The organism is Micromonospora globbae (assembly GCF_036184225.1).
Classification (GTDB): Bacteria; Actinomycetota; Actinomycetes; order Mycobacteriales; family Micromonosporaceae; genus Micromonospora; species Micromonospora globbae.
This window is the reverse complement of sequence record NZ_CP108084.1, coordinates 6,341,509-6,366,707: the sequence shown is the minus strand read 5'-3', so window position 1 is coordinate 6,366,707 and position 25,199 is coordinate 6,341,509. Positions and strand designations below refer to the sequence as shown.

At 75.1% G+C, this 25,199-nt stretch carries 22 protein-coding genes and 1 pseudogene; 8 read left to right on the top strand and 15 right to left on the bottom strand.

Annotation, left to right across the window (positions count from 1 at the left end; genetic code table 11):
* The first annotated feature begins 153 nt into the window (after positions 1-153).
* Positions 154-894 carry a DUF4142 domain-containing protein gene (locus OG994_RS29210; protein WP_120330590.1) on the top strand — a complete coding sequence of 247 codons (741 nt, stop codon included), beginning with the start codon at positions 154-156 and terminating at the stop codon, positions 892-894.
* Between the two features lie 172 nt (positions 895-1,066).
* Here OG994_RS29210 and OG994_RS29205 read toward each other — a convergent pair whose 3' ends face one another.
* From OG994_RS29205 to tsaB, 6 genes are all read right to left on the bottom strand, one after another.
* On the bottom strand, positions 1,067-2,926 hold the full coding sequence (locus tag OG994_RS29205) for an ABC transporter ATP-binding protein (RefSeq protein ID WP_328851603.1): 1,860 nt from the start codon (positions 2,924-2,926) through the stop codon (positions 1,067-1,069).
* Positions 2,926-4,626 carry an ABC transporter ATP-binding protein gene (locus OG994_RS29200; RefSeq protein WP_328851602.1) on the bottom strand — a complete coding sequence of 567 codons (1,701 nt, stop codon included), beginning with the start codon at positions 4,624-4,626 and terminating at the stop codon, positions 2,926-2,928. The genes OG994_RS29205 and OG994_RS29200 overlap by 1 nt, the downstream gene beginning before the upstream one ends.
* Before the next feature lie 73 nt (positions 4,627-4,699).
* Positions 4,700-4,954: a hypothetical protein gene (locus tag OG994_RS29195; protein ID WP_120330593.1), complete on the bottom strand. Its 255-nt coding sequence runs from the start codon at positions 4,952-4,954 to the stop codon at positions 4,700-4,702.
* On the bottom strand, positions 4,951-6,012 hold the full coding sequence (gene tsaD, locus OG994_RS29190) for a tRNA (adenosine(37)-N6)-threonylcarbamoyltransferase complex transferase subunit TsaD (RefSeq protein ID WP_120330594.1): 1,062 nt from the start codon (positions 6,010-6,012) through the stop codon (positions 4,951-4,953). Before tsaD ends, OG994_RS29195 begins: the two co-directional genes overlap by 4 nt.
* Before the next feature lie 3 nt (positions 6,013-6,015).
* Entirely contained in the window at positions 6,016-6,462 is a 447-nt protein-coding gene (gene rimI, locus OG994_RS29185) for a ribosomal protein S18-alanine N-acetyltransferase (protein WP_120330595.1), read from the bottom strand.
* 2 nt (positions 6,463-6,464) lie between these two features.
* Positions 6,465-7,142 carry a tRNA (adenosine(37)-N6)-threonylcarbamoyltransferase complex dimerization subunit type 1 TsaB gene (gene tsaB / locus OG994_RS29180; RefSeq protein ID WP_328851601.1) on the bottom strand — a complete coding sequence of 226 codons (678 nt, stop codon included), beginning with the start codon at positions 7,140-7,142 and terminating at the stop codon, positions 6,465-6,467.
* 160 nt (positions 7,143-7,302) lie between these two features.
* Here tsaB and OG994_RS29175 point away from each other — a divergent pair.
* Positions 7,303-7,455, top strand: a pseudogene (locus tag OG994_RS29175) (helix-turn-helix transcriptional regulator); the annotation flags it as partial.
* A 289-nt stretch (positions 7,456-7,744) separates the two neighbouring features.
* Entirely contained in the window at positions 7,745-8,086 is a 342-nt protein-coding gene (locus OG994_RS29170; protein ID WP_328853848.1) for a hypothetical protein, read from the top strand.
* 36 nt (positions 8,087-8,122) lie between these two features.
* Here the strand turns inward: OG994_RS29170 and ung are convergent, their stop codons facing one another.
* The 6 genes from ung to OG994_RS29140 all read right to left on the bottom strand — a co-directional run bounded on the left by ung (position 8,123) and on the right by OG994_RS29140 (position 13,686).
* Entirely contained in the window at positions 8,123-8,821 is a 699-nt protein-coding gene (gene ung, locus OG994_RS29165; RefSeq protein ID WP_328851600.1) for a uracil-DNA glycosylase, read from the bottom strand.
* A 180-nt stretch (positions 8,822-9,001) separates the two neighbouring features.
* Entirely contained in the window at positions 9,002-9,490 is a 489-nt protein-coding gene (tsaE, locus tag OG994_RS29160) for a tRNA (adenosine(37)-N6)-threonylcarbamoyltransferase complex ATPase subunit type 1 TsaE (RefSeq protein ID WP_120330599.1), read from the bottom strand.
* The gene (locus OG994_RS29155; RefSeq protein ID WP_328851599.1) at positions 9,484-10,572 is read right to left on the bottom strand and encodes an alpha/beta fold hydrolase; all 1,089 of its coding nucleotides are present in this window, start codon (positions 10,570-10,572) and stop codon (positions 9,484-9,486) included. Before OG994_RS29155 ends, tsaE begins: the two co-directional genes overlap by 7 nt.
* Positions 10,569-11,687, bottom strand: a complete 1,119-nt coding sequence (alr, locus tag OG994_RS29150) for an alanine racemase (protein WP_328851598.1) — start codon at positions 11,685-11,687, stop codon at positions 10,569-10,571. Before alr ends, OG994_RS29155 begins: the two co-directional genes overlap by 4 nt.
* Before the next feature lie 105 nt (positions 11,688-11,792).
* The gene (locus tag OG994_RS29145) at positions 11,793-13,262 is read right to left on the bottom strand and encodes an NAD(P)H-hydrate dehydratase (protein WP_328851597.1); all 1,470 of its coding nucleotides are present in this window, start codon (positions 13,260-13,262) and stop codon (positions 11,793-11,795) included.
* A gap of 55 nt (positions 13,263-13,317) precedes the next feature.
* On the bottom strand, positions 13,318-13,686 hold the full coding sequence (locus OG994_RS29140; RefSeq protein WP_328851596.1) for a holo-ACP synthase: 369 nt from the start codon (positions 13,684-13,686) through the stop codon (positions 13,318-13,320).
* Between the two features lie 271 nt (positions 13,687-13,957).
* Here OG994_RS29140 and OG994_RS29135 point away from each other — a divergent pair, with 271 nt between their 5' ends.
* Together OG994_RS29135 and OG994_RS29130 are read left to right on the top strand one after the other, a co-directional pair.
* On the top strand, positions 13,958-14,254 hold the full coding sequence (locus OG994_RS29135) for a hypothetical protein (RefSeq protein ID WP_328851595.1): 297 nt from the start codon (positions 13,958-13,960) through the stop codon (positions 14,252-14,254).
* Complete coding sequence (locus OG994_RS29130; RefSeq protein ID WP_328851594.1) at positions 14,251-15,843, top strand: alpha/beta hydrolase; 1,593 nt, start codon at positions 14,251-14,253, stop codon at positions 15,841-15,843. Before OG994_RS29135 ends, OG994_RS29130 begins: the two co-directional genes overlap by 4 nt.
* Positions 15,844-15,936: 93 nt before the next feature.
* Here the strand turns inward: OG994_RS29130 and glmS are convergent, their stop codons facing one another.
* Positions 15,937-17,850, bottom strand: coding sequence for a glutamine--fructose-6-phosphate transaminase (isomerizing) (gene glmS, locus OG994_RS29125; protein ID WP_120330606.1), 1,914 nt, complete (start codon positions 17,848-17,850; stop codon positions 15,937-15,939).
* Positions 17,851-18,163: 313 nt separating this feature from the next.
* On the opposite strand from glmS, the gene OG994_RS29120 reads away from it, so the two are divergent.
* Entirely contained in the window at positions 18,164-19,354 is a 1,191-nt protein-coding gene (locus OG994_RS29120; protein WP_328851593.1) for a pyridoxal phosphate-dependent aminotransferase, read from the top strand.
* A gap of 88 nt (positions 19,355-19,442) precedes the next feature.
* On the opposite strand, the gene OG994_RS29115 is transcribed toward OG994_RS29120, so the two are convergent.
* On the bottom strand, positions 19,443-20,039 hold the full coding sequence (locus OG994_RS29115) for a PadR family transcriptional regulator (protein ID WP_328851592.1): 597 nt from the start codon (positions 20,037-20,039) through the stop codon (positions 19,443-19,445).
* Positions 20,040-20,116: 77 nt separating this feature from the next.
* Between OG994_RS29115 and OG994_RS29110 the strand changes: the two genes are divergently transcribed.
* Complete coding sequence (locus OG994_RS29110; protein WP_328851591.1) at positions 20,117-22,951, top strand: FtsX-like permease family protein; 2,835 nt, start codon at positions 20,117-20,119, stop codon at positions 22,949-22,951.
* 3 nt (positions 22,952-22,954) lie between these two features.
* The gene (locus OG994_RS29105) at positions 22,955-23,701 is read left to right on the top strand and encodes an ABC transporter ATP-binding protein (protein ID WP_328851590.1); all 747 of its coding nucleotides are present in this window, start codon (positions 22,955-22,957) and stop codon (positions 23,699-23,701) included.
* Between the two features lie 85 nt (positions 23,702-23,786).
* Here the strand turns inward: OG994_RS29105 and glmM are convergent, their stop codons facing one another.
* On the bottom strand, positions 23,787-25,145 hold the full coding sequence (gene glmM / locus OG994_RS29100) for a phosphoglucosamine mutase (RefSeq protein ID WP_120330610.1): 1,359 nt from the start codon (positions 25,143-25,145) through the stop codon (positions 23,787-23,789).
* Positions 25,146-25,199 lie beyond the last annotated feature (54 nt).

The window sequence follows — 25,199 nt, the reverse complement described above, 5'->3', positions numbered from 1 at the left end:
ATACGTCTTGCACAGTCGGCGGTGAACTGATCGGACGGTACACCCGTACCAGTGGCCGGACGGGCGGCCGACGGGGCGGCCGTCCGCCCACACGCGCTCAGCTCACACGCGCTCAGCCCACGCGTCCAGCCCGCACGAGGAGGCACCGCAGACATGGCACCCCTCAGATCCGCCCGTCGCCGCTCGGCACACCGCCTGCGCCGCGCGGCGGTGCTGCTCATCGCGATCGTGGCCGGAACCGGCGTGCTGCCGGGCGTGGCCGTCGCCGCGCCCGCCGGCGGACAACAGCTCAACGCCGCCGACATGACCCTGCTCAACGGGGTGCGGCTGGCGGGCCTGTGGGAGATGCCGGCCGGGCAGATGGCCGCCGAGAAGGGCCAGTCCGCCAAGGTGCGGGAGATCGGCGCCGGGATCGCCAGCGAACACCAGGAACTCGACCAACTCGTCGTGGACGCCGCCAACAAGCTGCGTACCAGCATCCCCAGCGAGCCCACCGACGAGCAGAAGGGCTGGCTCAAGGAGATGCAGAACGCCTCCGGAGCCCGGTTCGACCAGATCTTCGTGACCCGGCTGCGGGTCGCGCACGGCAAGATCTTCCCGGTGATCGCCGCCGTACGGGCCAGCACCCGCGACGCCACCGTCCGCAAGCTCTGCGACGACGCCAACCGGTTCGTGCTGCACCACATGCAGATGTTGGAGAGCACCAACCTTGTCCGCTGGCCCGAACTGCCACCGGCGGCGCTCCCCGCACCCGGCGACGACGGGCTGCTGGCCGCCGCCGCCGCGAACACCGGCCCGGGAGTCGGAGTGAGCAGCACGGTCGTCTGGCTGGTCTTCCTCGCAGCCCTGGGCACCGGCGGCCTGGCCACCTACCGCCTCTTCCGCCGCACCTGACCCGCCCCCTCCCCCGCCCGGCCTGGCCCCTGGCCCGTCCCCGCCCCCCGGGCGAGCCCCGGTGATCATGAAGTTATTGCCGTCCGCCCCGGCGTGTCGTGGCAATAACTTCATGATCACCGGGGACAGGGGGTGGGGCGGGACGGGGCGGGGTGGGGTGGGGGTGGGTGGGTTAGGGGGTGCCGTGCCACGAGTGCCAGAGGGCGGCGTACGAGCCTCCGGCCGCGACCAGTTCGTCGTGCGAGCCCAGCTCGGTGATCCGGCCGTCCTCCACCACGGCCACCCGGTCCGCGTCGTGGGCGGAGAAGAGGCGGTGCGCGATGGCGATCACCGTCCGTCCCCTGAGGACGGCGGCCAGCGACCGCTCCAGCTCCCGCGCAGCGCGCGGGTCGATGAGCGAGGTCGCCTCGTCCAGCACGAGGGTGTGCGGGTCGGCCAGCACCAAGCGGGCGAGCGCGAGCTGCTGGGCCTGCGCCGGGGAGAGCGGGTGCCCGCCCGAGCCGACCATCGTGTCCAGCCCGTCCGGCAGCGCCTCGGCCCAGTCCAGAGCGGCCACGGCCGCCAGCGCCGCCCGTACGTCGGCGTCCGTCGCGGACGGCTTCACCATCGCCACGTTCTCGCGGAGCGTACCGATGAAGACGTGGTGCTCCTGGGTGACCAGCGCGACGTGCGAACGCAGCTCGGCCAGCGGCAGGGTGTCCAGCCGGCGTCCGGCCACGGTGACCGAACCGCCCTGCGGCGCGTGCACCCCGGCGAGCAGCCGGCCGAGGGTCGACTTTCCGGCGCCGGAGGGCCCCACGACGGCGAGCTTCTCCCCCGGTTCCGGGATCAGGGTCACCCCGTGCAGCACGTCCCGGCCGGTGCGGTACGCGTACCGCACGTCCCGGGCGACGAGCCGCCGGACCCCGTCGGGATCGTCCGCCCCGGCCGGCCGCGCCGCACCGGGCGCGCCGCCAGCGCCACCCGCGGCACCCGCACCGCCCACACCGACCGCGGCACCCGCGGCATCCGCGGCACCCGCACCGCCCGCAGCACCCCCGGCCCGCGACCGCTCGTCCGGTTCGGCCACGCCGAGCAGGCGGGCCATCGAGGCGCCGCCGACCTGCACCTCGTCCAGCCACGACAGCAGCCGGTCCACCGGGTCGACGAGCTGCTGCACGTAGAGCGTGGCGGCGGTGACCTGACCCAGGCTCACCCACCCCTTGAGGTGGAACCAGCCGCCGATGACGAGGGTCGCCACCACCGGCACGACGTAGCCGATCTCGGCCACCGGGAAGAAGACCGTGCGAAGGAACAGGGTGTACCGCTCGGCCGCGTACGACCGCCTGATGTCCGCGTTGGTGCGGGCCCGCCGGCGGGCCTGCTGGCGCAGCGCCTCCGTGGTCCGCGACCCCTCGACCGTCTCGCTGATCCCGTCGGTGATGTCCGAGTAGGCGGCGTTCTCCCGCAGGTAGCCGGCGGGCGCCCGGCGCAGGTACCAGCGGGTGCCCGCCCACAGCACGGGCACCGCGATGAGGCAGGGCAGCGCCAGCAGCGGCCCGACCAGCAGCAGCGCGCCGATGATGAACCCGGCGGTCACGATGGCGACGAGCGTCTCGGGTACGGCGAGACGGACGGTCCGGGACAGCGCGGAGACGTCCCGGGAGGTGCGGGTGAGCAGGTCACCCGTGCCGGCGCGCTCCACGGTGGCCAGCGGCAGGGCCAGCACCCGGTCCACGAACTCCTCGCGGAGCTGGGCCAGCACCCGCTCGCCGAGCCGCGCCGAGGCGAGGTGGGCGAAGCGCGTCAGCACCGCCTGCACCACCACGAACCCGGCGATCAGCAGGGCGATCCGGTCCACCGTCATCCGCGACGTGCCCCGGGAGATCGCCTCGACGAGGTCACCGAGGAGCCGCGGGGCCACCAGGCCGGCCGCGGCGGCCAGCGCGTGCAGGCCGAGCGCCGCCCCCAGGGCCCGCGGGTGCCGGCGGACGAGCGTACGGGCGTAGCGGCGCACGTGGGCCGCGTCGGCGACGGGCAGCGTCGTGGACATCAGTCCTCCCCCCGGCTGACCGCGGCCCGGTAGCGCGGCTCCTGCTCGAACAACTCGGCGTGGGTGCCCTCGGCCACCACCTTCCCGTCCTCCACGAAGATCACGTGGTCGGCGTGCCCGAGCAGCAGCGGGCTCGTGGTGCACACCAGGGTGGTGCGGCCGGCCCGGGCGGCGGCGAGCCCCTCGGCGATCCGGGCCTCGGTGTGCGCGTCGACGGCGCTCGTCGGCTCCACGAGCAGCAGGGCCTCCGGGTCGGCGACCAGCGCGCGGGCCAGGCGCAGCCGTTGCTGCTGCCCGCCGGAGAACTCCCGGCCGCGCTCGGCGACCGGGCTGTCGAGCCCGTCCGGCAGCGCCTCCACGATGTCGATGGCGCTCGCCGCCCGCAGGGCCGCGTCGATCGTGGCGTCGTCGGCCCGGTCGTGCGGGTCCAGCTCCGTGCGCAGCCGGCCCGTGAACAGGTGCGCGTCGTTGTCGGCCACGAGGATCCGCTCGCGCACGGTGGCCAGTGGCAGCTCCCGCAGCGGTACGCCGTGCAGCGTCGCGTCCGAGTCGACGTACCGGCCCAGCCGGTCGACGATCGCGACCGCGTCCTCGGGTGCCGTGGCGGCCAGCGCCGTGAGCCGGCCCGGCGGCACCCGCACGCCCGACTCGACGTCGACGAGTTCGCCGGGACCGTCGGGCACGGTCGCGGGCCGGGCCGGGTCGACGAGGTCGGGGGTGAGCCGCAGCAGCCGCACGACCCGCCGGGCGGCCACGTGGCCCCGGGTCAGCTTGTCCACCGCCTCGGTGAGCTGCCGCAAGGGGCTGACGAGGAACGCCGTGTAGCCGTAGAAGGCGACGAGCTCACCGGGGCTGATCCGCCCGGCCAGCGCGAACCGCGCCCCCAGCCAGGTGACCAGCACCAGGAACGCGCCGGGCAGCAGCACCTGCGCCGCCTCCAGCAGCGACTGGACCCGGGCCACCCGTACGCCGTGCGCACGCAGCGCCTGCGACTCGGCCCGGTAGCGGGCCGAGAGCACCGGCTCGCCGCCGACGCCGCGCAGCACCCGCAGCCCCGAGACGATGTCCCCGGCCCGGGTGGTCAGCGCGCCTTCCGCGTCCCGGTACGCGTGCTGCTGCCGGTGCAGCGGCCGGATCAGCAAGCCGACCACCGCCATCAGCACCGGTACGCCGAGCACCACGACGAGTCCGAGCGGCACCGAGGCGTCGAGCAGGATCACCGCCACGGTCACGATGGCGACCACGGCTCCGGTGCCCCGGGCCGTGATGTCGATGGCGCTGCCGATCTGGTCGATGTCGGAGGTGCCGACGCTCACCACCTCACCGGTGGCGACCCGGCGGGGCAGGGCCGCGCCGAGCCGGTTGGCGGTCGCCACGGTCAGCTGCACCGTCCGGTACGCGGCGGCCAGCCAGTTGCGCACCGCGAACTGGTGGCGCAGGACGCCGGCGGCGGCCTGGAGCATCCCCAGCCCGAGCAGCACGAGGCCCCAGGTGAGCAGGGCGCCCTCGTCGCGGCGGCTCAGCCCGTCGACCGCCCGGCCGACGGCGGCGGGCATCAGCGCCTGCGCGACCATCCAGACGACGCCGAGCAGGATGCCCGCGCCGAGGAACGTCTTGTGCCGGCCGGCCAGCCAGATCAGGTAGCGGGTCGCCGACCGGTCATCGGGTACGCCGGGGTCACCGGCCGGTGAGAAGCGCATGACCCCTCGACGCTAGGGGGCCGGCGGTCACCCGCGCGAACCAATTAGCGCCGGCCGGCTCCCGCCGTACGGGTCAGCGGTCGACCTGCGTGAAGTCCCAGGAGTGCGGCGCCCGCGCGACCAGCATCGGGGGCGGGTCGGGCAGCGGCCTCGGGTCACCACGCCACTTCGAGATCACCACCACCCGGTGGTCGGTGGAGGAGTAGACCTCGCTGGAGAGGTGCCGGGGGTCGTGCTCGAACTCGGGCAGCGCCGTGTCGCAGACCCAGGTGATGAGGTCGGCGAAACCGTACGGCTCCGCGCGCGCCTCCCACATGCGGACGATCACGCCGCTTCCCCGGGGACGCTGACGACGGTCAGGGGCATGGCCGAGTCGGCGGGCAGGTCCAGCCGGCTCGGCGCGACACCCGAGGACACGAGGTGCGAGCCGAGCGCCGCGACCATCGCGCCGTTGTCCGTGCACAGCCGCGGCCGGGGCACCCGCACCCGGATCCCGTGCTTCTCGGCCCGCTGCTCGGCCATGGCGCGCAGCCGCGAGTTCGCCGCCACTCCCCCGCCGATCACGAGCGTGTCGACGCCGTGGGCGCGGCAGGCGTCCAGCGCCTTGGCCGTGAGCACGTCGCAGACCGCCTCCTGGAAGGACGCGGCCACGTCGGCCACGGGCACCGGCTCACCGGCCCGCTGCCGCGCCTCCACCCACCGGGCCACGGCCGTCTTCAGCCCGGAGAACGAGAAGTCGTACCGGTGCGCCGCGAGGTCCTTGGCGGCGGTCAGCCCGCGCGGGAAGCCGATGGCCGCGGGGTCGCCGGCCCGGGCCTCCCGGTCGATCGGCGGACCGCCGGGGAAGGGCAGCCCGAGCAGGCGGGCCACCTTGTCGAACGCCTCGCCGGCCGCGTCGTCGATCGTGGCGCCGAGCGGGGTGACCCCCCGGGCCAGGTCGTCGACGAGCAGCAGCGACGAGTGCCCGCCGGAGACCAGCAGCGCGACCGCCGGCTCGGGCAGCGGGCCGTGCTCCAGGGTGTCCACGGCGACGTGCGCGGCCAGGTGGTTCACCCCGTAGACGGGCTTCTCCGCGGCGAGCGCGTACCCCTTGGCGGCGGCCACGCCGACCAGCAGCGCGCCGGCCAGCCCCGGACCGGAGGTGACGGCGATCGCGTCGATGTCGGCGATCGTCACCCCCGCCTCCGCCAGCGCCCGGTCCATGGTCGGCACGATGGCCTCCAGGTGGGCCCGGCTCGCCACCTCGGGCACCACACCGCCGAAGCGGGCGTGCTCCTCGACACTGGAGGCGAGCGCGTCCGCGAGCAGCGTGTGCCCGCGGACGATGCCGACCCCCGTCTCGTCGCAGGAGGTCTCGATTCCGAGGATGAGCGGTTCGTCAGCCATGGGTCATTCCTCGTCCCGCTGCATGACCAGCGCGTCCGTGTTGCTCGGTTGGTAGTAGCCGCGTCGGATGCCGACCGGCTCGAAGCCGTACGCCGCGTAGAGCCGCTGGGCGGGGGCGTTGTCCGCCGCGACCTCCAGCAGCGTCCGGCGGGCGCCGCGCCGGGCCGCCTCGGCGAGCAGCTCCTCCAGCAGGAGCCGGCCGATGCCCCGGCGCTGGGCGTCGCGTCGTACCGCGATGTTCTGCACCCACGCCTCGTCGGGCGGGACGACGGTGAGCCCGGCGTAGCCGAGCACCGTGCCGTCGTCGTCCGTCGCGATCCGGTAGTGGTGCCCGTTGGCCAGCTCGTTCCAGAACATGGCGGGCGACCACTGCTCGACGCCGAAGAGGTCCGCCTCGATGGGCAGCACCTCCTCGATGTGCCACCAGCGGAACCGGTCGAGCCGGACCATGCTCACGGCAGGACCGGCTTGCGGGCGGTCGCCGCCACGGCGTCCGGGCGGCGCAGGTAGAGCGGGGTGAGTCGTTCGCCGGGGGCGCCCGCGCGGATCCGCTCACCGGCGAGCCGGGCCAGCGCGACCGGGTCCGGGTAGCGCGGCTCGGCCCGGACGGACAGGCCGAGCACGTCGGCGTACCGGTGGGCGCCGTCGCCCACGGCCACCGTCACCGCCAGGTCACGGGCCCGCTCGGCCGCCACCGCCGGAGCGTCCACCTCCGGCCCGGCGATCCGCTGGCCGGCGCCGTCGTAGACGGCCCAGTAGACCTCCCTGCGTCGCGCGTCACTCGCCGCGAGAACCGGCTCGCCGGCGGCCGCCGGGTGACCGATGCCGTCCAGCGAGCAGACGCCGTACGTGGGAATGCCGAGCACCTGACCCATCGTGGCGCCGGTGACGAGACCCACCCGCAGCCCGGTGAACGGGCCGGGGCCGAGGCCGGCGACGATCGCCGTGAGGTCGGCGGGGCGGGCGCCCACGTCGGCGAGCACCGCGTCGACCTCGGGAGCGAGCAGTTCGCCGTGCGCCCTGGCGTCCACCGTGCACCGGTGTGACCGCAACGCGACACCGTCCGCCGAGACCTCGACCAGCGCCGCGGTCACCGCAGGGGTCGAGCTGTCCACCACGAGTACGAGCACGGTATGCCAGCCTAGCCGCCCGCCCGGTCACGCCCGGTGACGCCCCGCCTGGCCCGCGTCCGCGCCATGGCCGTGGCCCTGTCTTCGGCAAGGGCCTGCCGTAGCGAGCCTGATACCGCTCTGTCATGGATATGCCTCTGCGGTATCGCAGTCCTGAACCATGCCCCACGATGCCGGGATGTCGACCCGCCTCGTGAGGATCCTCGGCCAGGTCGTCCGGCAGCAGCGTGAGGCGCGCGAGCTCACCCAGCGCCAGCTCGCGGACCTGGTCGGAGTCAGCCAGGCGGCGGTGGCCCGCATCGAGCGTGGTGACCGCGCGCCCCGCCTCCCCCTCCTGGAACGCCTGCTCGCGGCCATGGACGTCCAGCTCGCGGTCACGGTCGAGCCACTCGACGCGCACCTGGACAGCGCGATGGCGCAGCTCGCCGTCCGGCCCCTGGCCGAGCGGATCGACGGCCTGTGTTTGGACCGCCTCCTCGACCGCCTCGACACCCTGCCGTACACGATCACCGGGGCCGCGGCGGCACTGCTCCAGGGCGCACCGGTGCCGGTCGACGCCCCGGAACTGGCGATCCGCTGGTGCGACGCCGACCCCCCGGTGGTTGGAGAAGGCGTACGGGCAGCGGTGGAACGCCCGGTGGGGCGAGTTCGGCAACCTGCCACTGTCTCCCGAAGAACCGGGTGCCCACCGCTGGGACACCCGGTACGGGGAGATCCGCGCGACCATGTGCGACGAGCTGCCGGATTCCGTCGAGGTCCGGCACGGCGACCGGTCCTACCGGGTCGTCCCGCTCGTCGACCTGGAGGTGACCGATCCCCGCGCCGGCGCGCTGCTGCGCCGCTACCGTGACCTCCGGGCGCAAACCGCCCGGGACGCCGCAGCCGGTTCCGCTGCCAGCGGCGGGACCGCTACCGGCACGGACGTCCGAGGCGAGCACCCATGACGGCGTCGCGCCTGCGCAGGGGTCGGCGATCGCAGCTCAGCCGGCGGAGCGTTCCCAGTCGATCGTGGGGCGCCCGGCGTCGGCGAGGGCCTTGTTGGCCGCGCTGAACGGGCGGCTGCCGAGGAAGCCGCGCGGGTTCATGGGGCTGGGGTGCCCCGCCTCCAGCACCACGTGCTGCGGGTTGCCGACCAAGACGGCCTTCCGGCGGGCGTAGCCGCCCCAGAGCAGGAAGACCACCCGCTCGGGCAGCGCGTCCAGCGCGCGGATGGTGGCGTCGGTGAACTCCTCCCACCCCTGGTTGGCGTGCGAGCCGGGGCTGCCCTGCCGGACGGTCAGCACGGAGTTGAGCAGCAGCACGCCCTGGGCTGCCCACCCGGCGAGGTTGCCGCTGGGCGGCTTCGGCACGCCGAGGTCGTCGCCGAGCTCCTTGAAGACGTTGCGCAGCGACGGTGGGACGCTCACCCCCTCGCGGACGCTGAAGCTGAGCCCGTGCGCCTGCCCCGCCCGGTGGTACGGGTCCTGCCCGAGGATCAGCACGCGGCAGGCCGCCGGCGGGCACAGCCGGTAGGCGGAGAACAGGTCCTCCAACGGCGGGAAGACGGTCTGCGTGGCGTACTCCCGCGCGACGAAGTCGGCCAGCGCCGCGGTGCGGGCCGGGTCGAGGTGGGGGGTGAGCACGGCACGCCACTCCTCCGGCAGCAGCGCCAGCAGGTCGAGGGTGGGGACGTCAGCCATCGGCAACCTTTCGTCGATCGGCCCTCTTCCTACCAGCCGCGACCGACATCGCCGCCCGCCCCCACGCCGGCACTCGTTGATCATGAGGTTGGCGGGCGAGTCGATCTCCCTGGACCCCGCCAACCTCACGATCAACGGGGCGAGGGGCGGCGCCCCGGCGGAGGCAGGTGGTCGGGTCGGTCAGGCCAGTCCGGCCAGGCGCTGCGCCCAGTCGCCGCCCACCGGGTCGAGCTCGACGATCCGGGTGTCGTCGTCGCGGCGGTCGATGCGGACGCGAAGGTGGGCGTCGCTCAGCTGCTCGACCATGCCCTCACCCCACTCGACGACCGTCACCGACTCCTCCACCGAGGCGTCCAGGTCCAGGTCGTCGATCTCGGCGCGCGGGTCGGCGGCGTCCCCCAACCGGTACGCGTCGGCGTGCACGAGCGGCACCCGCCCGCCCCGGGCCGGATCGGGCCGGTGGACCCGGGCGATCACGAACGTCGGCGAGGTGATCTCCCCGAGCACCCCGAGCCCCGCGCCGATCCCCTGGGTCAGCGCGGTCTTCCCGGCACCCAACGGGCCGGTGAGCAGCACGAGGTCACCGGCGCGCAGCACACCGGCCAGCCGACGGCCGAAGTCCTGCGTGTCGGCCACGGTGGGCAGCTTCACGACGACCTTGTTCACCACTCCTCCAGGAACCTCGCCAGCGCGGCGTTGACCTCGTCCGCGTGTTCCAGCATCACCACGTGCCCGCTGTCCGGAATTCTGACGAACTCGGCGTGCGGCAGCCGGCGGACGATCCCCTCCGAGTGTGTCACCGGGGTGATCATGTCCTTGTCGCCGACCACGACCAGCACCGGCGTGTCGGCCAGGGCCGCCAACGCCGGGAACCGGGAGTGCGTCGCCAGCGTACGCAGGTACCGGGTCACGGTGTCCGCCGAGGTGCGCGAGTTCATCGTCTCCACGTACGACACCAGGGCCGGGCTGGGGTGCCGGCCGCCGAAGCCGTAGCGGCGGGTCAGCAGCCAGGCCACGTTCGACGTCGACTTGCGGGCCTTGTCGATGACCGTGCCGCCGTAGCGGGTGGCGTTGCTCATCATGAACAGCACCGGCCCGCCGACCCGGCCCAGCAGGGCCGGCGCCACCAGCTTCGTCTCGGCCAGCAGTCCGCCCGAGGTGGCCATCAGGACGGTGCCGACCACCCGGTCGCCGAACATCTCGGGGAACAGCTCGGCGAAGGCCATGATGGTCATCCCGCCCATCGAGTGGCCGACCAGCACCAGCGGCCCCTCCGGGGCGGTCCGGTCGATGACCCGGCGCAGGGTGCGGCCCAGGACCGTGAGGTCGTACTCGCCGGTCTCCAGCCGGCCCGACCGGCCGTGCCCGGGCTGGTCGTACGCCACCACCCGGTGCTCGCCCCGCTCGGTGAGCATCTTGCGCTGGAAGTGGAACGTGCCCATGTCCAGGCAGAACCCGTGCACCAGCACGACCGTGGGCCGGCCCGGCACCGGGTGTCTCGGCTCGACCACCTCGACGTGGATGTCGGTGCCGTCCGGCAGCTCCAGCCGGAACGCCTCGTCGTACGGCTGCTGGCCGAACGGCTCGTGCGCGTACGGGTCGGTCGGGTCGGCCTTGAGGCGGCGGACGAGGGCGCGCTCCGTGGCGACGCCCGCCGCGAGGCCGGCGGCCGCCACGCCCACCGTGGCGCCGACCACCCCGGCGACCCGGCCGACCGCGCTCCGGGGCCGGGGAATGCGGTACCGACTCACGGGTTCTCGCCGTCGTATGTACGCGGCACCCGACTGCTCCCGAACCGGGTGACGATCTCGTAGTTGATGGTGCCGACGGCGTCGGCCCAGTCGTCGGCGGTCGGCTCGCCGTCGGCGCCGCTGCCGAAGAGCGTCACCACGTCGCCGGCGGCCACCGGGTCGTCGCCGCAGTCGAGCACGAACTGGTCCATGCACACCCGGCCGGAGATCACCCGCCGCACGCCGCCGAGCTGGACGGGACCGCAGTTGGAGGCGTGGCGCGGCACCCCGTCGGCGTACCCGAGCGGCACCACCGCCAGGTTCGCGTCCCGCGACGTGGTGTACGTGTGCCCGTACGACACGCCGGTGCCGGCGGGCACCCGCTTGGTCAGCATCACCCGGGCCCGGGCGGTCATGGCCGGACGCAGCCCGAAGGTGTCCCCGGCGATCGGGGACAGGCCGTAGACCGCCAGCCCGGGCCGGACCAGGTCGAAGTGGGTGTCGGGCCGGGTCAGGGTGGCCGCCGAGTTGGCGAGGTGCCGGTAGCGGGGGCGCAGCCCGGCCCGCTCGACCATCGCCAGGCCCTCGTGGAAGACGGCCAGCTGCCGGTCGGTCGTCGGGTGGCCGGGCATGTCGGCGTAGACGAAGTGGCTCCACACCCCGACCACCTCGATGAGCCCGTCGGCCTGGGCCTTGGCCGCCGCGTCCAGCAGCGCCGGCCAGTCCGCGACGGTCGCCCCGCCCCGGGACAGCCCGGTGTCGATCTTCAGGTGGAGCTGGGCCGGACGGTCCGCCCGGCGGCTCGCCTCGATCATCTCGTCCAGTTGCGGCAGGCTCGCGGCGGCCAGGTCGACGCCCGCGCTGACCCCCTCGTGCAGGGGCAGCCCCGGAGCGAGCAGCCAGGCCAGCACGGGCACGGTGATCCCGGCCCGACGCAGCGTGAGCGCCTCGTCGAGGGTGCAGACACCGAGCCAGGACGCCCCGCCGTCCAGCGCCGCGCGGGCGGCCGGGATCATCCCGTGCCCGTACCCGTCGGCCTTCACCACGGCCATCACGTCGGCGGTGGTGCCGGACCGGATCCGGCTCACGTTCTCACGGATCGCGTCAAGGTCGACGCGCACCTCGGCCTGCCACATGGGCCCAGCCTACTTTCCGCGGTGATCACCGCGCGGCGCGACGGTGCCGCTGCCGCCCCCACCCGACCGTTTCCGAACCGGGCAGCCGGGGCCGGGTGGTGACGGTCAGCCCAGCCGGGCGATGACCGGGCGGAGCGCGGTCGCCACGTCGGGCGCGGTCACCGGGCCACCCCGGGCCGCCTCCCGGCCGGCCAGCCCGTGCAGGTACGCGGCCGCGGCGGCCGCCTTCTCCGGCGACACCCCGCCGGCGAGGAGCGAGCCGAGCAGCCCGGCCAGCACGTCGCCGGTGCCCCCGGTGGCCAGCGCCGGGGTGCCGGTCGGGTTGACGTACGCCCGGCCGTCGGGCGTGCCGATCACCGTGCGGTCCCCCTTGAGCAGCACCACGGCGTTCATCCAGGCGGCCAGCCGCAGCGCGGCCGCCACCCGGTCGGCGCCGGGCGCCTCGCCGCAGAGCCGGGTGAACTCCCGGTCGTGCGGGGTGACGACGGTCGGCGCGTCCCGCCCGCGGAGCTGGTCGGCGAGCGAGCCGTCGACCAGCAGGGTGAGCGCGTCGGCGTCGAGCACCACCGGCACCGGCGCGGCCAGCACCGCCCGCAGCTCGGCCGCGGCGTCCGCGCCGGTGCCCAGCCCGGAGCCGCACACCCACGCCTGGACCCGGCCGGCGTCGGCGACCCGCCCGGTGGCGATGACCGACGGGTGCTGGCGCAGCACCTCCTCCCGGGCGCCGCCGGCGTAGCGGACCATCCCGGTCGGCCCGGCCAGCGCCCCGCCGACCGAGAGCACGGCCGCCCCCGGGTACGTGGCCGAGCCGGTCGCCACCCCGACGACGCCCCGGGAGTACTTCTCCGAGGCCGGCCCGAGCGACGGCCACCACCGCTCGACGTCCGACCACTCGGTGACCCGCAGCGCGGGGGTGCCACGCAGCCACGGCCCCAGCCCGATGTCGACCAGCTCGACCTCGCCGGCCAGCGGCGCGGCCGGGCCCACCACGAGGGCCGGCTTCAACGCGCCGAAGGTCACCGTCACGTCGGCGTGGACGGCGTTCGGCCGGCCGGACGCGGTGAGCGGCACGTGACCGGTGTCCACCGCGACCCCGCTCGGCACGTCCACCGCCACCACGGTCGCCCGCACGCCGTCGCGTCCGCAGTGACCGACCAGGCTCGCGGCCAACTGCTCGGCGGTCTCCCGCAGGCCCCCGGTGCCGCCGATCCCGACGATGCCGTCGAGTACCAGGTCGAGCACGGGCGGCGGCCGGTCGACCACCCGGCCGCCCGCGGCGCGCAGCGCGGCCAGTCCCTCGGCGTGCGCCCGCCCGGGGGTGAGCAGCAACGCCGACACGGCCGCGCCGCGCCGGGCCAGGTGCGCGCCGGCGAACAGGGCGTCGCCGCCGTTGTCGCCCGAGCCGACGAGCAGCAGCACCCGGGAGCCGTAGACGCCGCCCCGGTCGGCGAGGAGCAGCGCGCACCGCCGGGCCAGCCCGGCCGCCGCGCGCTGCATGAGCGTCCCCGGCGGGAGCGTGGCCATCAGGCCGGCCTCCGCCGCGCGTACGTCCGCCACCCGCCACACCGGTCTCATGCCGCTGGCCCCCGTTCCCATGTTCCGGGCGCGCCCTCCGGCGGCCCGGACGACATCAGCGTTCCGCCACCACCATCGCCGACGCGATCCCGCCGTCGTGCGACAGCGAGAGGTGCCAGCGGTTGATCCCGCGCGCGACCGCCGCGTCGGCCACCGTGCCGGAGACGGCCAGCCACGGCCGGCCGGCCGGATCCGGGACGATCTCGCAGTCGTGCCAGTTCAGGCCCGCCGGCGCGCCGAGTGCCTTGGCCACCGCCTCCTTCGCGGCGAACCGGGCGGCGAGCGACTCCGGCGAGCGCGGGCTGCCGGAGCGGGTGGCGCGCTCGGCCTCGGTGAACAGCCGGTCGGCGAGCAGCGGCGTCCGCGCCAGGGCCCGGGCGAACCGGTCCACCAGCACGACGTCGATGCCGACAGCGACGATCACGAACTCACCCTACCGGCGGAGGCCGGCGCGGATCGGCCGCCGCAGCCGGCGCAGGCGGCGCAGACCAGCCGGCGAAGGCGAGGCGCATCAGCCGGCGGAGGCGGTCCAGACCAGCCGCCGGAGGCGCCGCAGATTAGCCGCCGGACAGCGCATCCGGCAACGCCTGTGGACCGGCGGGACGCACGGCCCCCGCCGGCTGTCCACAGGCCGCCCGCCCGACGCCGGCGGCCGCCTAGCGTGACCCGGGTCGAACCGCGGTCAGGGGGTGGGGATGGCGGAGGACCCGTTCACGGTCCGGCCGGAGGCGCTGCGCGCGGTGGCCCGGGAGCTGGACGACGACGCGTACGGGCTCGCGCACGGGCTCGACGGGGTGCCGGGGCTCACGGTGGCCGCCCCCGGCTGGTCGGCGGCGGGTGCGCTGGCCGGGTGGGAGGCGGCGGTGCACGGCTGGCTCGGCCGGCTCGGCGGTCGCGTGGCCGAGACGGGCGTGGCGGTGCGGTCGGCCGTGGAGGCGTACCAGGCGGTCGACGACCGGGTCGCCCGCCGGCTCGCCGGCCTGCCCCGGTGACCGCCGTCGCGTACGCCCAGCTCTGGGCGGCCGACCCGGGTGCGTGGCGGGCCGCCGGGGCGGCGTGGGGTGGGCTCACGGCTCTCGTCGGGCGCCGTACCGCCGAGCTGGGCGAGCGCGGGACGGGGTTGACCGCCGCCTGGTCGGGGGCGGCCGCCGGAGCGGCCGGCACCCGGCTCACGGGCCTCCGCGCCGAGCTGGCCTCGGTGACACCCGCGCTCATCGAGGCCGACCAGATCCTCGCCGAGTACGCCGCACGGCTCGCCACCGCGAAGGGGCGGCTGGCCGACGCGGTGGCCCTCGCCGACGCGGCCGGGCTGTCGATCGACCGGGACGGGCGGGTCGGCGCCGATCCCGCGCGGGGGCGGCCCGGCGAGCGCGACGGGCCGGCGGCGGCCCGCGTGGCGGCGGCGCTGCGGGGCGCACTGGACCTGGCCGGCGCCGCCGACCGGGCGGCGGCGGCCCGGCTGGCCGAGCTGACGGCGTCCGCCGCCACCGGCTGGCAGGAGCCCCCGCCGCCGGGCCGGCCGGCCCGCGACGCCGACCCACGGCAGGTGCGGGCCTGGTGGGCGGGGCTGACCCCGGGGCAGCGGCGCTGGCTGGTGGCGCACGAGCCGGCGCTGATCGGCCGCCTCGACGGGGTGCCGGTGGCGGCGCGTGACCAGGCCAACCGGCTGCTGCTCGGCACGCACCGCGCGGCGCTGCTGGCCCAGCGGCGGCGACTGCCGACCGGTGCGCCGCCCGGCCCGCTCGACGCCGTCCGGCTGCGCGGTGTCGACGCCCGCCTCGCCGGTCTCGACGCCCTCACCGACCGGCTGGCGGCGCCGGGCGGGCCGCGGGCGTACCTGCTCGGTCTGGATCCGGCCGGTGAGGGCCGGGTGGTCGTCGCCCTGGGCGACCCGGACCACGCCGACCGGGTGTTCACGTACGTGCCGGGGATGACCTCGGGTCTCGACGACGCACCCGGCGAGCTGGGCCGGGCCGGACGGGTGCTGGGCCGCTGCGCCGACCTGGCACCGGGCGAGCGGAGCGCGGCGGTGCTGTGGCTGGACTACGACGCCCCGGACTTCCTGCACGAGGCGGTCACCACGGGCCAGGCCCGGGACGCGGGCCCGGCGCTGCACCGCTTCCAGGAGGGGCTGCGGGCCACCCACGACGGCCCACCGGCCCGGCAGACGGTGCTCGGGCACAGCTACGGGTCGCTCGTGGTGGGCACAGCCGCCCGCGACCACGGGTTGGCCGCCGACGCCCTCGTCTTCGTGGGCTCGCCGGGCGTCGGCGTCGGGCACGCCGCCGAGCTGCGGGTGCCGGCCGGTGAGGTCTGGGCGAGCACCGCGCCGGACGACGTGATCCGGCTGGCCCGACCCCCGGACGAGCTGGCCCGCCGGGCACTGGTCGGCACCGCGCCGCTCGCGGCGGCGCTCGGGTGGCCCGGGCACGACGGTCACGAGCTGTGGTTCGGGCGGGACCCGTCGACTGCGCGCTTCGGCGGGCGGGTCTTCCCCAGCGGCCGCAACGGTCACACCGGCTACTGGGACGCGGACAACCCGGCGCTGGACGGCATGGCACGCATCGTCCTCGGCCGCTGACCGGTCCCGGCCGCCGGACGGGCGGCCGGGACGTGGGACGGACCTGGCACGGGCCGCCGGGCGGGCGGCCCGGACCGGGGACGCGCCGCCGGGCTACTCGACGGTGACCGACTTCGCGAGGTTGCGCGGCTGGTCGACGTCGTGCCCGCGGGCCGCGGCGATCTCGGCCGCGAGGACCTGGAGCGGCACGGTGGTGACCAGCGGCGAGAGGAGGGTGGGCGTACGCGGCACGTAGATGAGGTGGTCGGCGTACCGGACGACCGCCTCGTCCCCCTCCTCCGCGATGACGATGGTCCGCGCGCCCCGCGCCCGCACCTCCTGGATGTTGGAGACGACCTTGTCGTGCAGCACGCCCCGGCCGGCCGGCGACGGCACCACGCACACCACCGGCGTGCCCTTGTCGATGAGCGCGATGGGGCCGTGCTTCAGCTCGCCGGCGGCGAAGCCCTCGGCGTGCATGTACGCCAGCTCCTTGAGCTTGAGCGCGCCCTCCAGGGCCACCGGGTAGCCGACGTGCCGGCCGATGAACAGCACGGTCGGCTCGGACTTCAGCTCGCGGGCCAGCTCACGGACCGGCTCGATGCGGTCCAGCAGCTCACGGAGCTTGGCGGGCACCTCCTGGAGCTGGGCGACCACGGCGGCGACCTCGTCGGCGTACTTGATGCCGCGCACCTGGGCCAGGTGCAGGCCGATCAGGTAGCAGGCGACCAGCTGGGTGAGGAACGCCTTGGTGGACGCGACGGCGATCTCCGGCCCGCCGTGGGTGTAGAGGACCGCGTCGGACTCCCGGGGGATGGTCGAGCCGTTGGTGTTGCAGATGGCGAGCACCCGCGCCTTCTGCTCCTTGGCGTGCCGCAGCGCCATGAGGGTGTCCATCGTCTCGCCGGACTGGGAGATCACCACGATGAGCGTGGACCGGTCGAGCACCGGGTCGCGGTAGCGGAACTCGCTGGCCAGCTCCACCTCGCAGGGGATGCGGGTCCAGTGCTCGATCGCGTACTTGGCGACCAGCCCGGAGTGGTACGCGGTGCCGCAGGCCACGATGAAGATCTTGTCGACGTCGCGCAGGTCCTGGTCGCTGAGGCGGACCTCGTCCAGCGCGATCTCGCCCGACTCGGTGAGCCGGCCCAGCAGGGTGTCGGCCACCGCCTGGGGCTGCTCCTCGATCTCCTTGAGCATGAACCAGTCGTAGCCACCCTTCTCGGCGGCCGACGAGTCCCAGTCGATGTGGAAGTCCTTGCCGCTGGCCGGCTGCCCGTCGAAGTCGGTGATCTCGATGGTGTCGCCCGTGATGAGGACGATCTGGTCCTGGCCCAGCTCGACCGCGTCCCGGGTGTGCTCGATGAACGCCGCCACGTCGGAGGCGAGGTAGTTCTCGCCCTGCCCGCGCCCGACCACGAGCGGCGAGTTGCGCCGCGCGCCGACGACCGCCCCGGGCACCGTGGCGTCGACGGCGAGCAGGGTGAACGCGCCCTCGAGCCGCTGGCAGACCACCCGCATGGCGGCGGCGAGCAGTTGCGGGCCGTCCGGGTGGCCGGCGGAGCGCAGGTCGGCGAGCGCGGCGGCGAGCAGGTGGGCGGCGCACTCGGTGTCGGTGTCGCTGGTGAACTGGACCCCGTCGGCCTCCAGTTCGGCGCGGAGCTTCGCGAAGTTCTCGATGATGCCGTTGTGGATCACGGCGACGCGGCCGTCGGGCGAGACGTGCGGGTGGGCGTTGCGGTCGGTGGGACCGCCGTGGGTGGCCCAACGGGTGTGGCCGATGCCGGTGGTGCCGTCACCGATGCCGATGGGGCTGGAGGCACAGGAGGACGGGTCCTCGGCGGCACGCTCGGAGAGCACCTTCTCCAGGTTGGCCAGCTTGCCGGCCTTCTTCTCCGTCAGCAGCTCACCGTCGCAGACGATGGCGACGCCCGCCGAGTCGTAGCCGCGGTACTCCAGCCGCCGCAGCCCGTCCAGCACGATGCCGAGCGCCGGCCGCGCGCCGGCGTAACCCACGATTCCACACATGGTCCGCAGCCTAACCTAGTTTCGCTCACCCCGCGTGCGCGAAAGCCGGGCAAACAATCACCGAGCTTGAGCGAACGGCTGCCGCCCGGCACCCGTCCGGGTCGAACATCCGCCCGCACGTGCCGCAACGTTGTCGCTCGCCGCCCCCCGCCTACCCGTACATCCGGGGCCGCAACCGGCGGGCGGGCGGCAACCTCGCCGGTCGGCGCACCTCACGGGGCACCCGCCGCCGGATCCGTCACTCCAGCGCACCAGATGTCCGAGCTGTCACCGGCCGGTGGAACGGGCGGCCGCGGGCCGTAGGCTGGCGGACGTGACGACGACCACCGATGTCGATCCCCTCGTGGCCCGGATGCGGCCGTTCGGCACGACCATCTTCGCCGAGATGTCCGCGCTCGCCGTCCGCACCGGCGCCGTCAACCTCGGGCAGGGCTTTCCGGACACCGACGGCCCGCCGGAGATGCTCGCCGCCGCGGCCGAGGCGCTGCGCTCGGGGCAGAACCAGTACCCGCCGGGGCCGGGCGTCCCCGCCCTGCGGGCGGCGGTCGCGGCCCACCAGCGCCGGTTCTGGGGGCTGGAGTACGACCCGGACGGCGAGATCGTGGTGACGGCGGGCGCCACCGAGGCCGTCGCCGCCGCGATCCTCGCCCTGTGCGAGCCGGGCGACGAGGTGGTGTGCTTCGAGCCGTACTACGACTCGTACGCCGCGTCGATCGCCCTGGCCGGCGCGGTCCGCCGGCCCGTGACGCTGCGGCCGACCGGCGACGGCCGGTACGCCTTCGACCCGGCCGCGCTGCGCGCGGCGTTCGGGCCGCGCACCCGGCTGGTGCTGCTGAACTCGCCGCACAACCCCACCGGGAAGGTGTTCACCCCGGACGAACTCGCGCTGGTCGCGGAGCTGTGCCGGGAGCACGACGCGTACGCGGTGACCGACGAGGTGTACGAGCACCTCGTGTTCACCGACGCGGCCGCCCCGCACGTCCCGCTCGCCACGCTGCCCGGCATGCGGGAGCGGACACTGCGGATCTCCTCGGCCGGCAAGACGTTCTCCTGCACCGGGTGGAAGGTCGGCTGGGCGAGCGGGCCGGCCGCGCTCGTCTCCGCGGTGCTCCGCGTGAAGCAGTTCCTCACGTTCGTCAACGCGGCGCCGCTACAGCCCGCGGTCGCCATGGCGTTGGCCCTGCCCGACGACTACTTCACCGGGTTCCGGGCGGAGTTGCAGGCGCGGCGGGACCAGCTCGTCGACGGCCTCACCGCCGCCGGCTTCGAGGTGCTCAGCCCGGAGGGCACGTACTTCGTCACGGCCGACGTCACCCCGCTCGGCGGCCGCGACGGGGTGGAGTTCTGCCGCTCGCTGCCGGAGCGCTGCGGGGTGGTGGCCGTGCCGACGCAGGTCTTCTACGACGACGCCGAGGCCGGCCGCCGGCTCGTGCGGTTCGCCTTCTGCAAGCGACCGGAGGTGATCGCCGAGGCGGTCACCCGGCTGCGGCGCGCGTCGGCCTGACCGCGCGGCCGGGCGGCGGCCGGTCGCGCGGTTCGCCGGCCACATGGTGCGCCGGTCGCCCGGCGGCCGGTCCCGGCCCGCCGGGCGATCACCCCGCGGCGCGGGCCGGACCCGATCCGCTCGCGGGGGCCGGGCGGGCCGCGGCGAGCCTCGCGAGCAGCGATCCGCCGTCGGTGAGCAGCACCGACTCGGCGTCGTCGATGAAGGCGAGGTCCGCCTCCACGTGCCGGCAGGCGGCGGCGAGCAGCAGTCCCACCACCGGATCCTCGGCCGTGCGTCGCAGGCCGTCGAGGTTGCGCAGTTCCCGCAGCAGGTGCGCCCGTTGGTTGCCGAGCACCGTCCGCACCGTCGAGGCGTCCCCCGACCGGGCCGCGGCGGTCACCTTGAGGAAGAAGTCGTCGCGGAAGCCTCCGCTGCGGGCGCTCGGCTCACCCAGCCACCGGTCCAGCTCCGCCCGGCCGCCCTCGGTGATCTCGTAGACCACCCGGTCCGGCTTCGTCGGCTGCGCCTCCCGGTGGGCGACGACCAGCCCGTCCCGGGACAGCCGCTCCAGGATCTGGTAGAGGTGCCCGATGTTCAGCGGTCCCCACTGTGGACCGACCGCGCTCTCGAACTCGCTCTTCAGCTCGTAGCCGTAGCTGGGCCCACGAGCGAGCAGCGCGAGGACGGCGTGCTGGATCGCCATGATCCCCTCCCCTTCGGGTCTTGCATTGTGACAATGTAACGCGCACAGTGAGAGGCAGCACACGGGGAGGCGCGACATTGCTGCGGTTCATCTGGGGTCAACTTCGTGGCCGTGCGGGACGGTCGGTGGCGCTGCTGGTCGGCGTGCTCGTGGCGACGACCGGGTTCGTGGTGCTCACCGGTGCCACCACCACCTCCCGGCTGGATGTCACCGGCACCGTCGAGCGCAACACCCGGGCCGCCTACGACATCCTGGTCCGTCCCCAGGGGACACGCACCCCCCTGGAGGCCGAGCGCGGCCTGGTCCGTCCGAACTACCTGTCCGGCCTCTTCGGCGGCATCACCCTGCAGCAGTACGAGCAGGTCAAGGCCGTCGCCGGCATCGACGTGGCGGCCCCGATCGCGATGCTCGGCTACTCGACCACGCCCCTGCTGACGCCACTGGACCTCACCGACGCGGTCGACCGGTCGCTGGACCGCCAGGTGATCCGCGTGGACCCGACCTTCGTGGCCGAGCGGGGACTCTCGACCGCCCCCGGCAAGCCCCGCTACGTGTACGTGACGAAGCATCCGCTGATCTACCCGCGACAGGACGCGCCATCCGCGTCCGACTCGGTGCCGTACTCCGACGGTCGCTCGTACGCGGTACCACCCGAATGCGGTGGCGCGCTCGCACGGGAGGTGCTGCCCGACGGGCGCACCGCTGCCATCTGCAACCCGGGAGAGGGCTTGTTGGGGGCGGCCGGCACCTACTCCGAGCGCGACGACTGGTCGGTCGACGCCGTCCGCCTGCTGCCGGACGGCCGGTTCGAGAGCCTGACCTCGCTGGTGACCGACACGGACAACTATCCCGAACCGTCGACCTCCGACCGGCTCGTCCTGGCATACCACCTCACGGTGCCGTTCCTGCTCGCGGCGGTGGACCCGGAGGCTGAGGACCAGCTCGTCGGCCTCGCCGGGGCGGTCGTGGCGGGCCGCGCCGTGCGCGGCGACGACACGGTCCGGGTGACTCCCGATCCCAAGGTTCCCCGGCACGAGGTGCCGGTGCTCGTCACCAACCGGCCGTTCGTCGACGAGACGCTGACCGCCCGATTCACCCGACTCACCGGGGTCAGCCCGGCCGGGGTGCCGGGAACCGCCCTGGAGAAGACGCTGGGCGGCGCCGCCGGAACGCCGGCGGGGTCCGGCCGGTACGACGTGGCGACCGGATACCGGGCCCTGCTCGACAAGGGGATCTCCCAGTTCGGGTGCTGCGTCGGCCAGCTGCAGAGCATCGTGCAGTCAGCCGACGTGCAGTACGACCGGCTGCCCGACGGCAGCCTGCGTGCCCGCCCGCAACCGCCCGGCGCCGGCGAGGTGTACGGCGGGAATCGCGCCTTCAACCCGTGGCCCCGCCCCTGGCTCGCCGACGACGTCGGATCGCGGGAGGTGCGGCCGCTGCCGCTCGTCGAGGGCTACAACCGGCCGTGGCGCTCCTGGCGGGCGGTCGGCGTGTTCGATCCGGCGAAGCTGACCGGGTTCAGCGACCTCGGCCAGGTGCCGCTGGAGACGTACGAGCCGCCCGTGGCGGACGGCGCCGACGACCGGAGCCGGGCCGCGCTCGGCGGGCAGCCGCTGGAGCCGAGCGGCAACCCGGCCGGCTACCTCTCCGCGCCACCGCTGCTGCTCACCAACCTCGGCAGCGTGCCGAAGCTCCTGGAGCGCGGGGGCGCTCCCCAGATCAAGGCCCCGATCAGCGCCATCCGCGTGCGGGTCTCCGATGTGGACGGCTACAGCGAACGCTCGGCCGAGCGGGTCCGCCTGATCGCCGAGCAGATCGCCACGCGGACCGGCCTGGACGTCGACATCACCCTCGGCTCCTCGCCGGCACCGCAGACCGTCGAGCTGCCGCCGGGTTCGTTCGGGCGGCCCCTGCTGCGGTTGACCGAGAACTGGTCGGCGCTCGGCGTCGCGTCGGTCATCACGCAGGCGGTGGACCGCAAGAGCGTCGTGCTCTTCGGTCTGGTGCTGGTGGTGTGCGCGCTCTTCCTCGGCAACGCGGTGAGCGCCGCCGTCCGGGACCGCCGGCCGGAGCTGGCGGTGCTCGCCTGCCTCGGCTGGCCGGTCCGCCGCATCGGGGCGCTGATCCTGGGCGAGGTCGCCGTGCTCGGCCTCGCGGCCGGCCTGCTCTCGCTGGCCCTCGCGGTGCCGCTCGGCTCCGCGCTCGGCGTCGACGTGGACTGGCGGCGGGCGGCGCTGGCCGTACCCGTGGCGTTGCTGCTCGCGCTGGCGGCGGGCGTGGTGCCGGCGCTGCGGGCCGCACGCGCCCACCCGGCCGCCGCACTCCGCCCGCTGGTCGCCGGTGCCCGCCGGGGCCGCCGGCCGCGCACCCTGCTCGGGCTGGCCGTGACCAACCTGCTCCGTACGCCCGGACGCACCCTCCTCGGCGCCGGCGCCCTCGCCATCGGGGTGGCCGCGCTGACGCTGGTCGCCGCCGCCGCGTACGCCTTCCGCGGCGCCATCGTCGGCAGCCTGCTCGGCGACCTGGTGTCGCTGAGCGTGCGCGGCGCGGACGCCGTGGCCGCCGCCGCGACCGTGCTGCTCGGTGCGGCGGCCGTCGCGGACGTGCTCTACCTGAACATCCGGGACCGGGCCGCCGAGCTGGCCACGCTGCGCGCCGTGGGGTGGACCGACTCCGCGCTCGCCCGGCTGGTCGGCTACGAGGGACTGGCGCTGGGCGCTACCGGCGCGGTGACGGGAGCGGCGGTCGGCCTGGCCGGCACGGCCTGGATGATCGGCGACCTCCCCGGCCCGCTCGTCCTGGTCGCCGCGCTGGTCGCCCTCGGCGGCGTGCTGGTGACGGCGGTCGCCGCCCTGGTGCCCACGGCCCTCCTGCACCGCCTCCGGACCGCACGCCTACTGGCAGAGGAGTAGACCATGAGCGAACAGATCGGCAGCACGGTGTCGACCGAGCACCTGGTCCGGCGGTTCGGCACCGGCGCGGAGCGCCTGACCGCGGTCGACGACGTGACCCTGACGATCGCCGCCGGCTCGGTGGTGGCCCTCACCGGGCCCAGCGGGTCGGGCAAGTCGACCCTGCTGCACCTGATCGGCGCCATCGAGCAGCCCGACGAGGGGACCGTCACCGTCGACGGCGTGGACGTCACCGCCCTGCGCCGCGGCGGGCTGGCGCGGTACCGGCAACGCGTCGGCTTCGTCTTCCAGCGCTACCACCTGCTGCCGGCGCTCACCGTGCTGGACAACGTGCTCGCGCCCGTGCTCCCCCGCCGCGGCCGCGCCGACCACGTGGCCCAGGCCCGGGAGCTGGTCGAGGCCGTCGGCCTGGCCGGACGGGAACGGGCCCTGCCGGCGCAGCTCTCCGGCGGCCAGCAGCAGCGGGTCGCCGTCGCCCGCGCGCTGATGGGCCGGCCGGGGCTGCTGCTCGCCGACGAGCCCACCGGCAACCTCGACTCGACCACCGGCGCGCAGATCCTCGACCTGCTGCTCGGCCTGCGCGACCGGCACGGCATGACGATCGTGCTCGCCACCCACGAACGGGCCATCGCCGCCCGCTGCGACCGGCTGATCCGCCTCGGCGACGGCCGCGTGGTCGAGGACCTCGACCTCACCGAGGGCGAGGACCCGGCGGACACCTTCGACCGGGCCGCCCGGCTGCGGCTGTGAAGCGCGGCGGCGGTCCGCGGGCCGGTGCAGGCCACCGGGCCGACGCGGGCCGGTCAGGACAACCCGCCGGCGGGCGCCGGATCGGTCAGGAGCCCACCGGGCTCGCGTTGCGGACCTGCTCGGCGATCCGTTCGGCGACCTCCCGGGCGGTCGTCTCGGTGGCGGCCTCGACCATCACCCGGACCAGCGGCTCGGTGCCCGACGGTCGCAGCAGCACCCGCCCGGTGCCGCCCAGTTCGGCCTCGGCCCGCTCGACCTCCGCGCGCACGGCCGGGGCGGCGGCGCCCACGGTACGGTCGCCGACGGGCACGTTGATGAGCACCTGCGGAAGCTTGGTGACCACGGCGGCCAGGTCCGCGAGGCTGCGGCCGGTGGCCGCCATCCGCGCCATGAGGTGCAGGCCGGTGAGCACGCCGTCGCCGGTCGTGGCGTACGCCGGCATGACGATGTGCCCGCTCTGCTCACCGCCGAGCGCCAGCCCGGACGCGCGCAGCTCCTCCAGCACGTACCGGTCGCCGACCTTCGTCTCGACGAGCCGGATTCCCTCGGCGGACATGGCCAGCCGCAGCCCGAGGTTGCTCATCACGGTCGCCACGAGCGTGTCGTCGGTGAGCGTGCCGGCCTCCCGCATGGCGAGCGCGAGGATGGCCATGACCTGGTCGCCGTCGACCTCGTCACCCTCGGCGGTCACGGCCACGCACCGGTCCGCGTCGCCGTCGTGCGCGATGCCCAGGTGCGCGCCGTGCTCGACCACCGCGGCGCGCAGGGCCTCGATGTGGTTGGAGCCGCAGTCGTCGTTGATGTTGAGCCCGTCCGGCTCGGCGTGGATGGCGATCACCTCGGCGCCGGCCTCCCGGTAGGCCGCCGGAGCGACCTCCGCCGCCGCGCCGTTCGCGCAGTCGACCACGACCTTGATCCCGTCGAGGCGGTGCGGCACGGTGCCGACGAGGTGCTGCACGTAGTGGTCGGCGCCGTCGATCAGGTCGTGCACCCGACCGACGCCGGCGCCCACCGGACGGTCCCACGCCGTCGTGGCGTTCGCCTCGATCGCCGCCTCGATCTTCATCTCGATCTCGTCGGGCAGCTTGTGCCCACCGGCGGCGAAGAGCTTGATCCCGTTGTCCGGCATCGGGTTGTGCGACGCGGAGAGCATCACCCCGAGGTCGGCCTTGGCCTCGGCGGTCAGGTACGCCACCGCCGGGGTGGGCAGGACGCCGACCCGGATCACCGTGGCGCCGGCGCTGGTCAGCCCGGCCACGACGGCGGCCTCCAGCATCTCGCCACTGGCCCGGGTGTCCCGGCCGACCACCGCCACCGGCGGATGACTCCGGTCCGTCTCGGCGAGTGTGTGCGCCGCGGCCACCGCGACCGCGAGCGCCAACTCGGGCGTGAGATCCACGTTCGCCCGCCCGCGGACGCCGTCCGTGCCGAACAACCGACCCATACCGCCGAACCTCCGTTGCCACGGCTGGAAGAAGAAGGAGGAAGAAAGGCGAAA

Excerpts from the sequence above, each read along its gene's own strand:
- glmM (WP_120330610.1), bottom strand. The coding sequence starts at position 25,145 with ATGGGTCGGTTGTTCGGCACGGACGGCGTCCGCGGGCGGGCGAACGTG.
- OG994_RS29135 (WP_328851595.1), top strand. The coding sequence starts at position 13,958 with ATGGCGGAGGACCCGTTCACGGTCCGGCCGGAGGCGCTGCGCGCGGTG.
- OG994_RS29115 (WP_328851592.1), bottom strand. The coding sequence starts at position 20,039 with ATGGCGATCCAGCACGCCGTCCTCGCGCTGCTCGCTCGTGGGCCCAGC.
- tsaD (WP_120330594.1), bottom strand. The coding sequence starts at position 6,012 with ATGGCTGACGAACCGCTCATCCTCGGAATCGAGACCTCCTGCGACGAG.
- ung (WP_328851600.1), bottom strand. The coding sequence starts at position 8,821 with ATGGCTGACGTCCCCACCCTCGACCTGCTGGCGCTGCTGCCGGAGGAG.
- glmS (WP_120330606.1), bottom strand. The coding sequence starts at position 17,850 with ATGTGTGGAATCGTGGGTTACGCCGGCGCGCGGCCGGCGCTCGGCATC.
- OG994_RS29210 (WP_120330590.1), top strand. The coding sequence starts at position 154 with ATGGCACCCCTCAGATCCGCCCGTCGCCGCTCGGCACACCGCCTGCGC.
- alr (WP_328851598.1), bottom strand. The coding sequence starts at position 11,687 with ATGTGGCAGGCCGAGGTGCGCGTCGACCTTGACGCGATCCGTGAGAAC.
- OG994_RS29205 (WP_328851603.1), bottom strand. The coding sequence starts at position 2,926 with ATGTCCACGACGCTGCCCGTCGCCGACGCGGCCCACGTGCGCCGCTAC.
- rimI (WP_120330595.1), bottom strand. The coding sequence starts at position 6,462 with ATGGTCCGGCTCGACCGGTTCCGCTGGTGGCACATCGAGGAGGTGCTG.
- OG994_RS29200 (WP_328851602.1), bottom strand. The coding sequence starts at position 4,626 with ATGCGCTTCTCACCGGCCGGTGACCCCGGCGTACCCGATGACCGGTCG.
- OG994_RS29105 (WP_328851590.1), top strand. The coding sequence starts at position 22,955 with ATGAGCGAACAGATCGGCAGCACGGTGTCGACCGAGCACCTGGTCCGG.
- OG994_RS29145 (WP_328851597.1), bottom strand. The coding sequence starts at position 13,262 with ATGAGACCGGTGTGGCGGGTGGCGGACGTACGCGCGGCGGAGGCCGGC.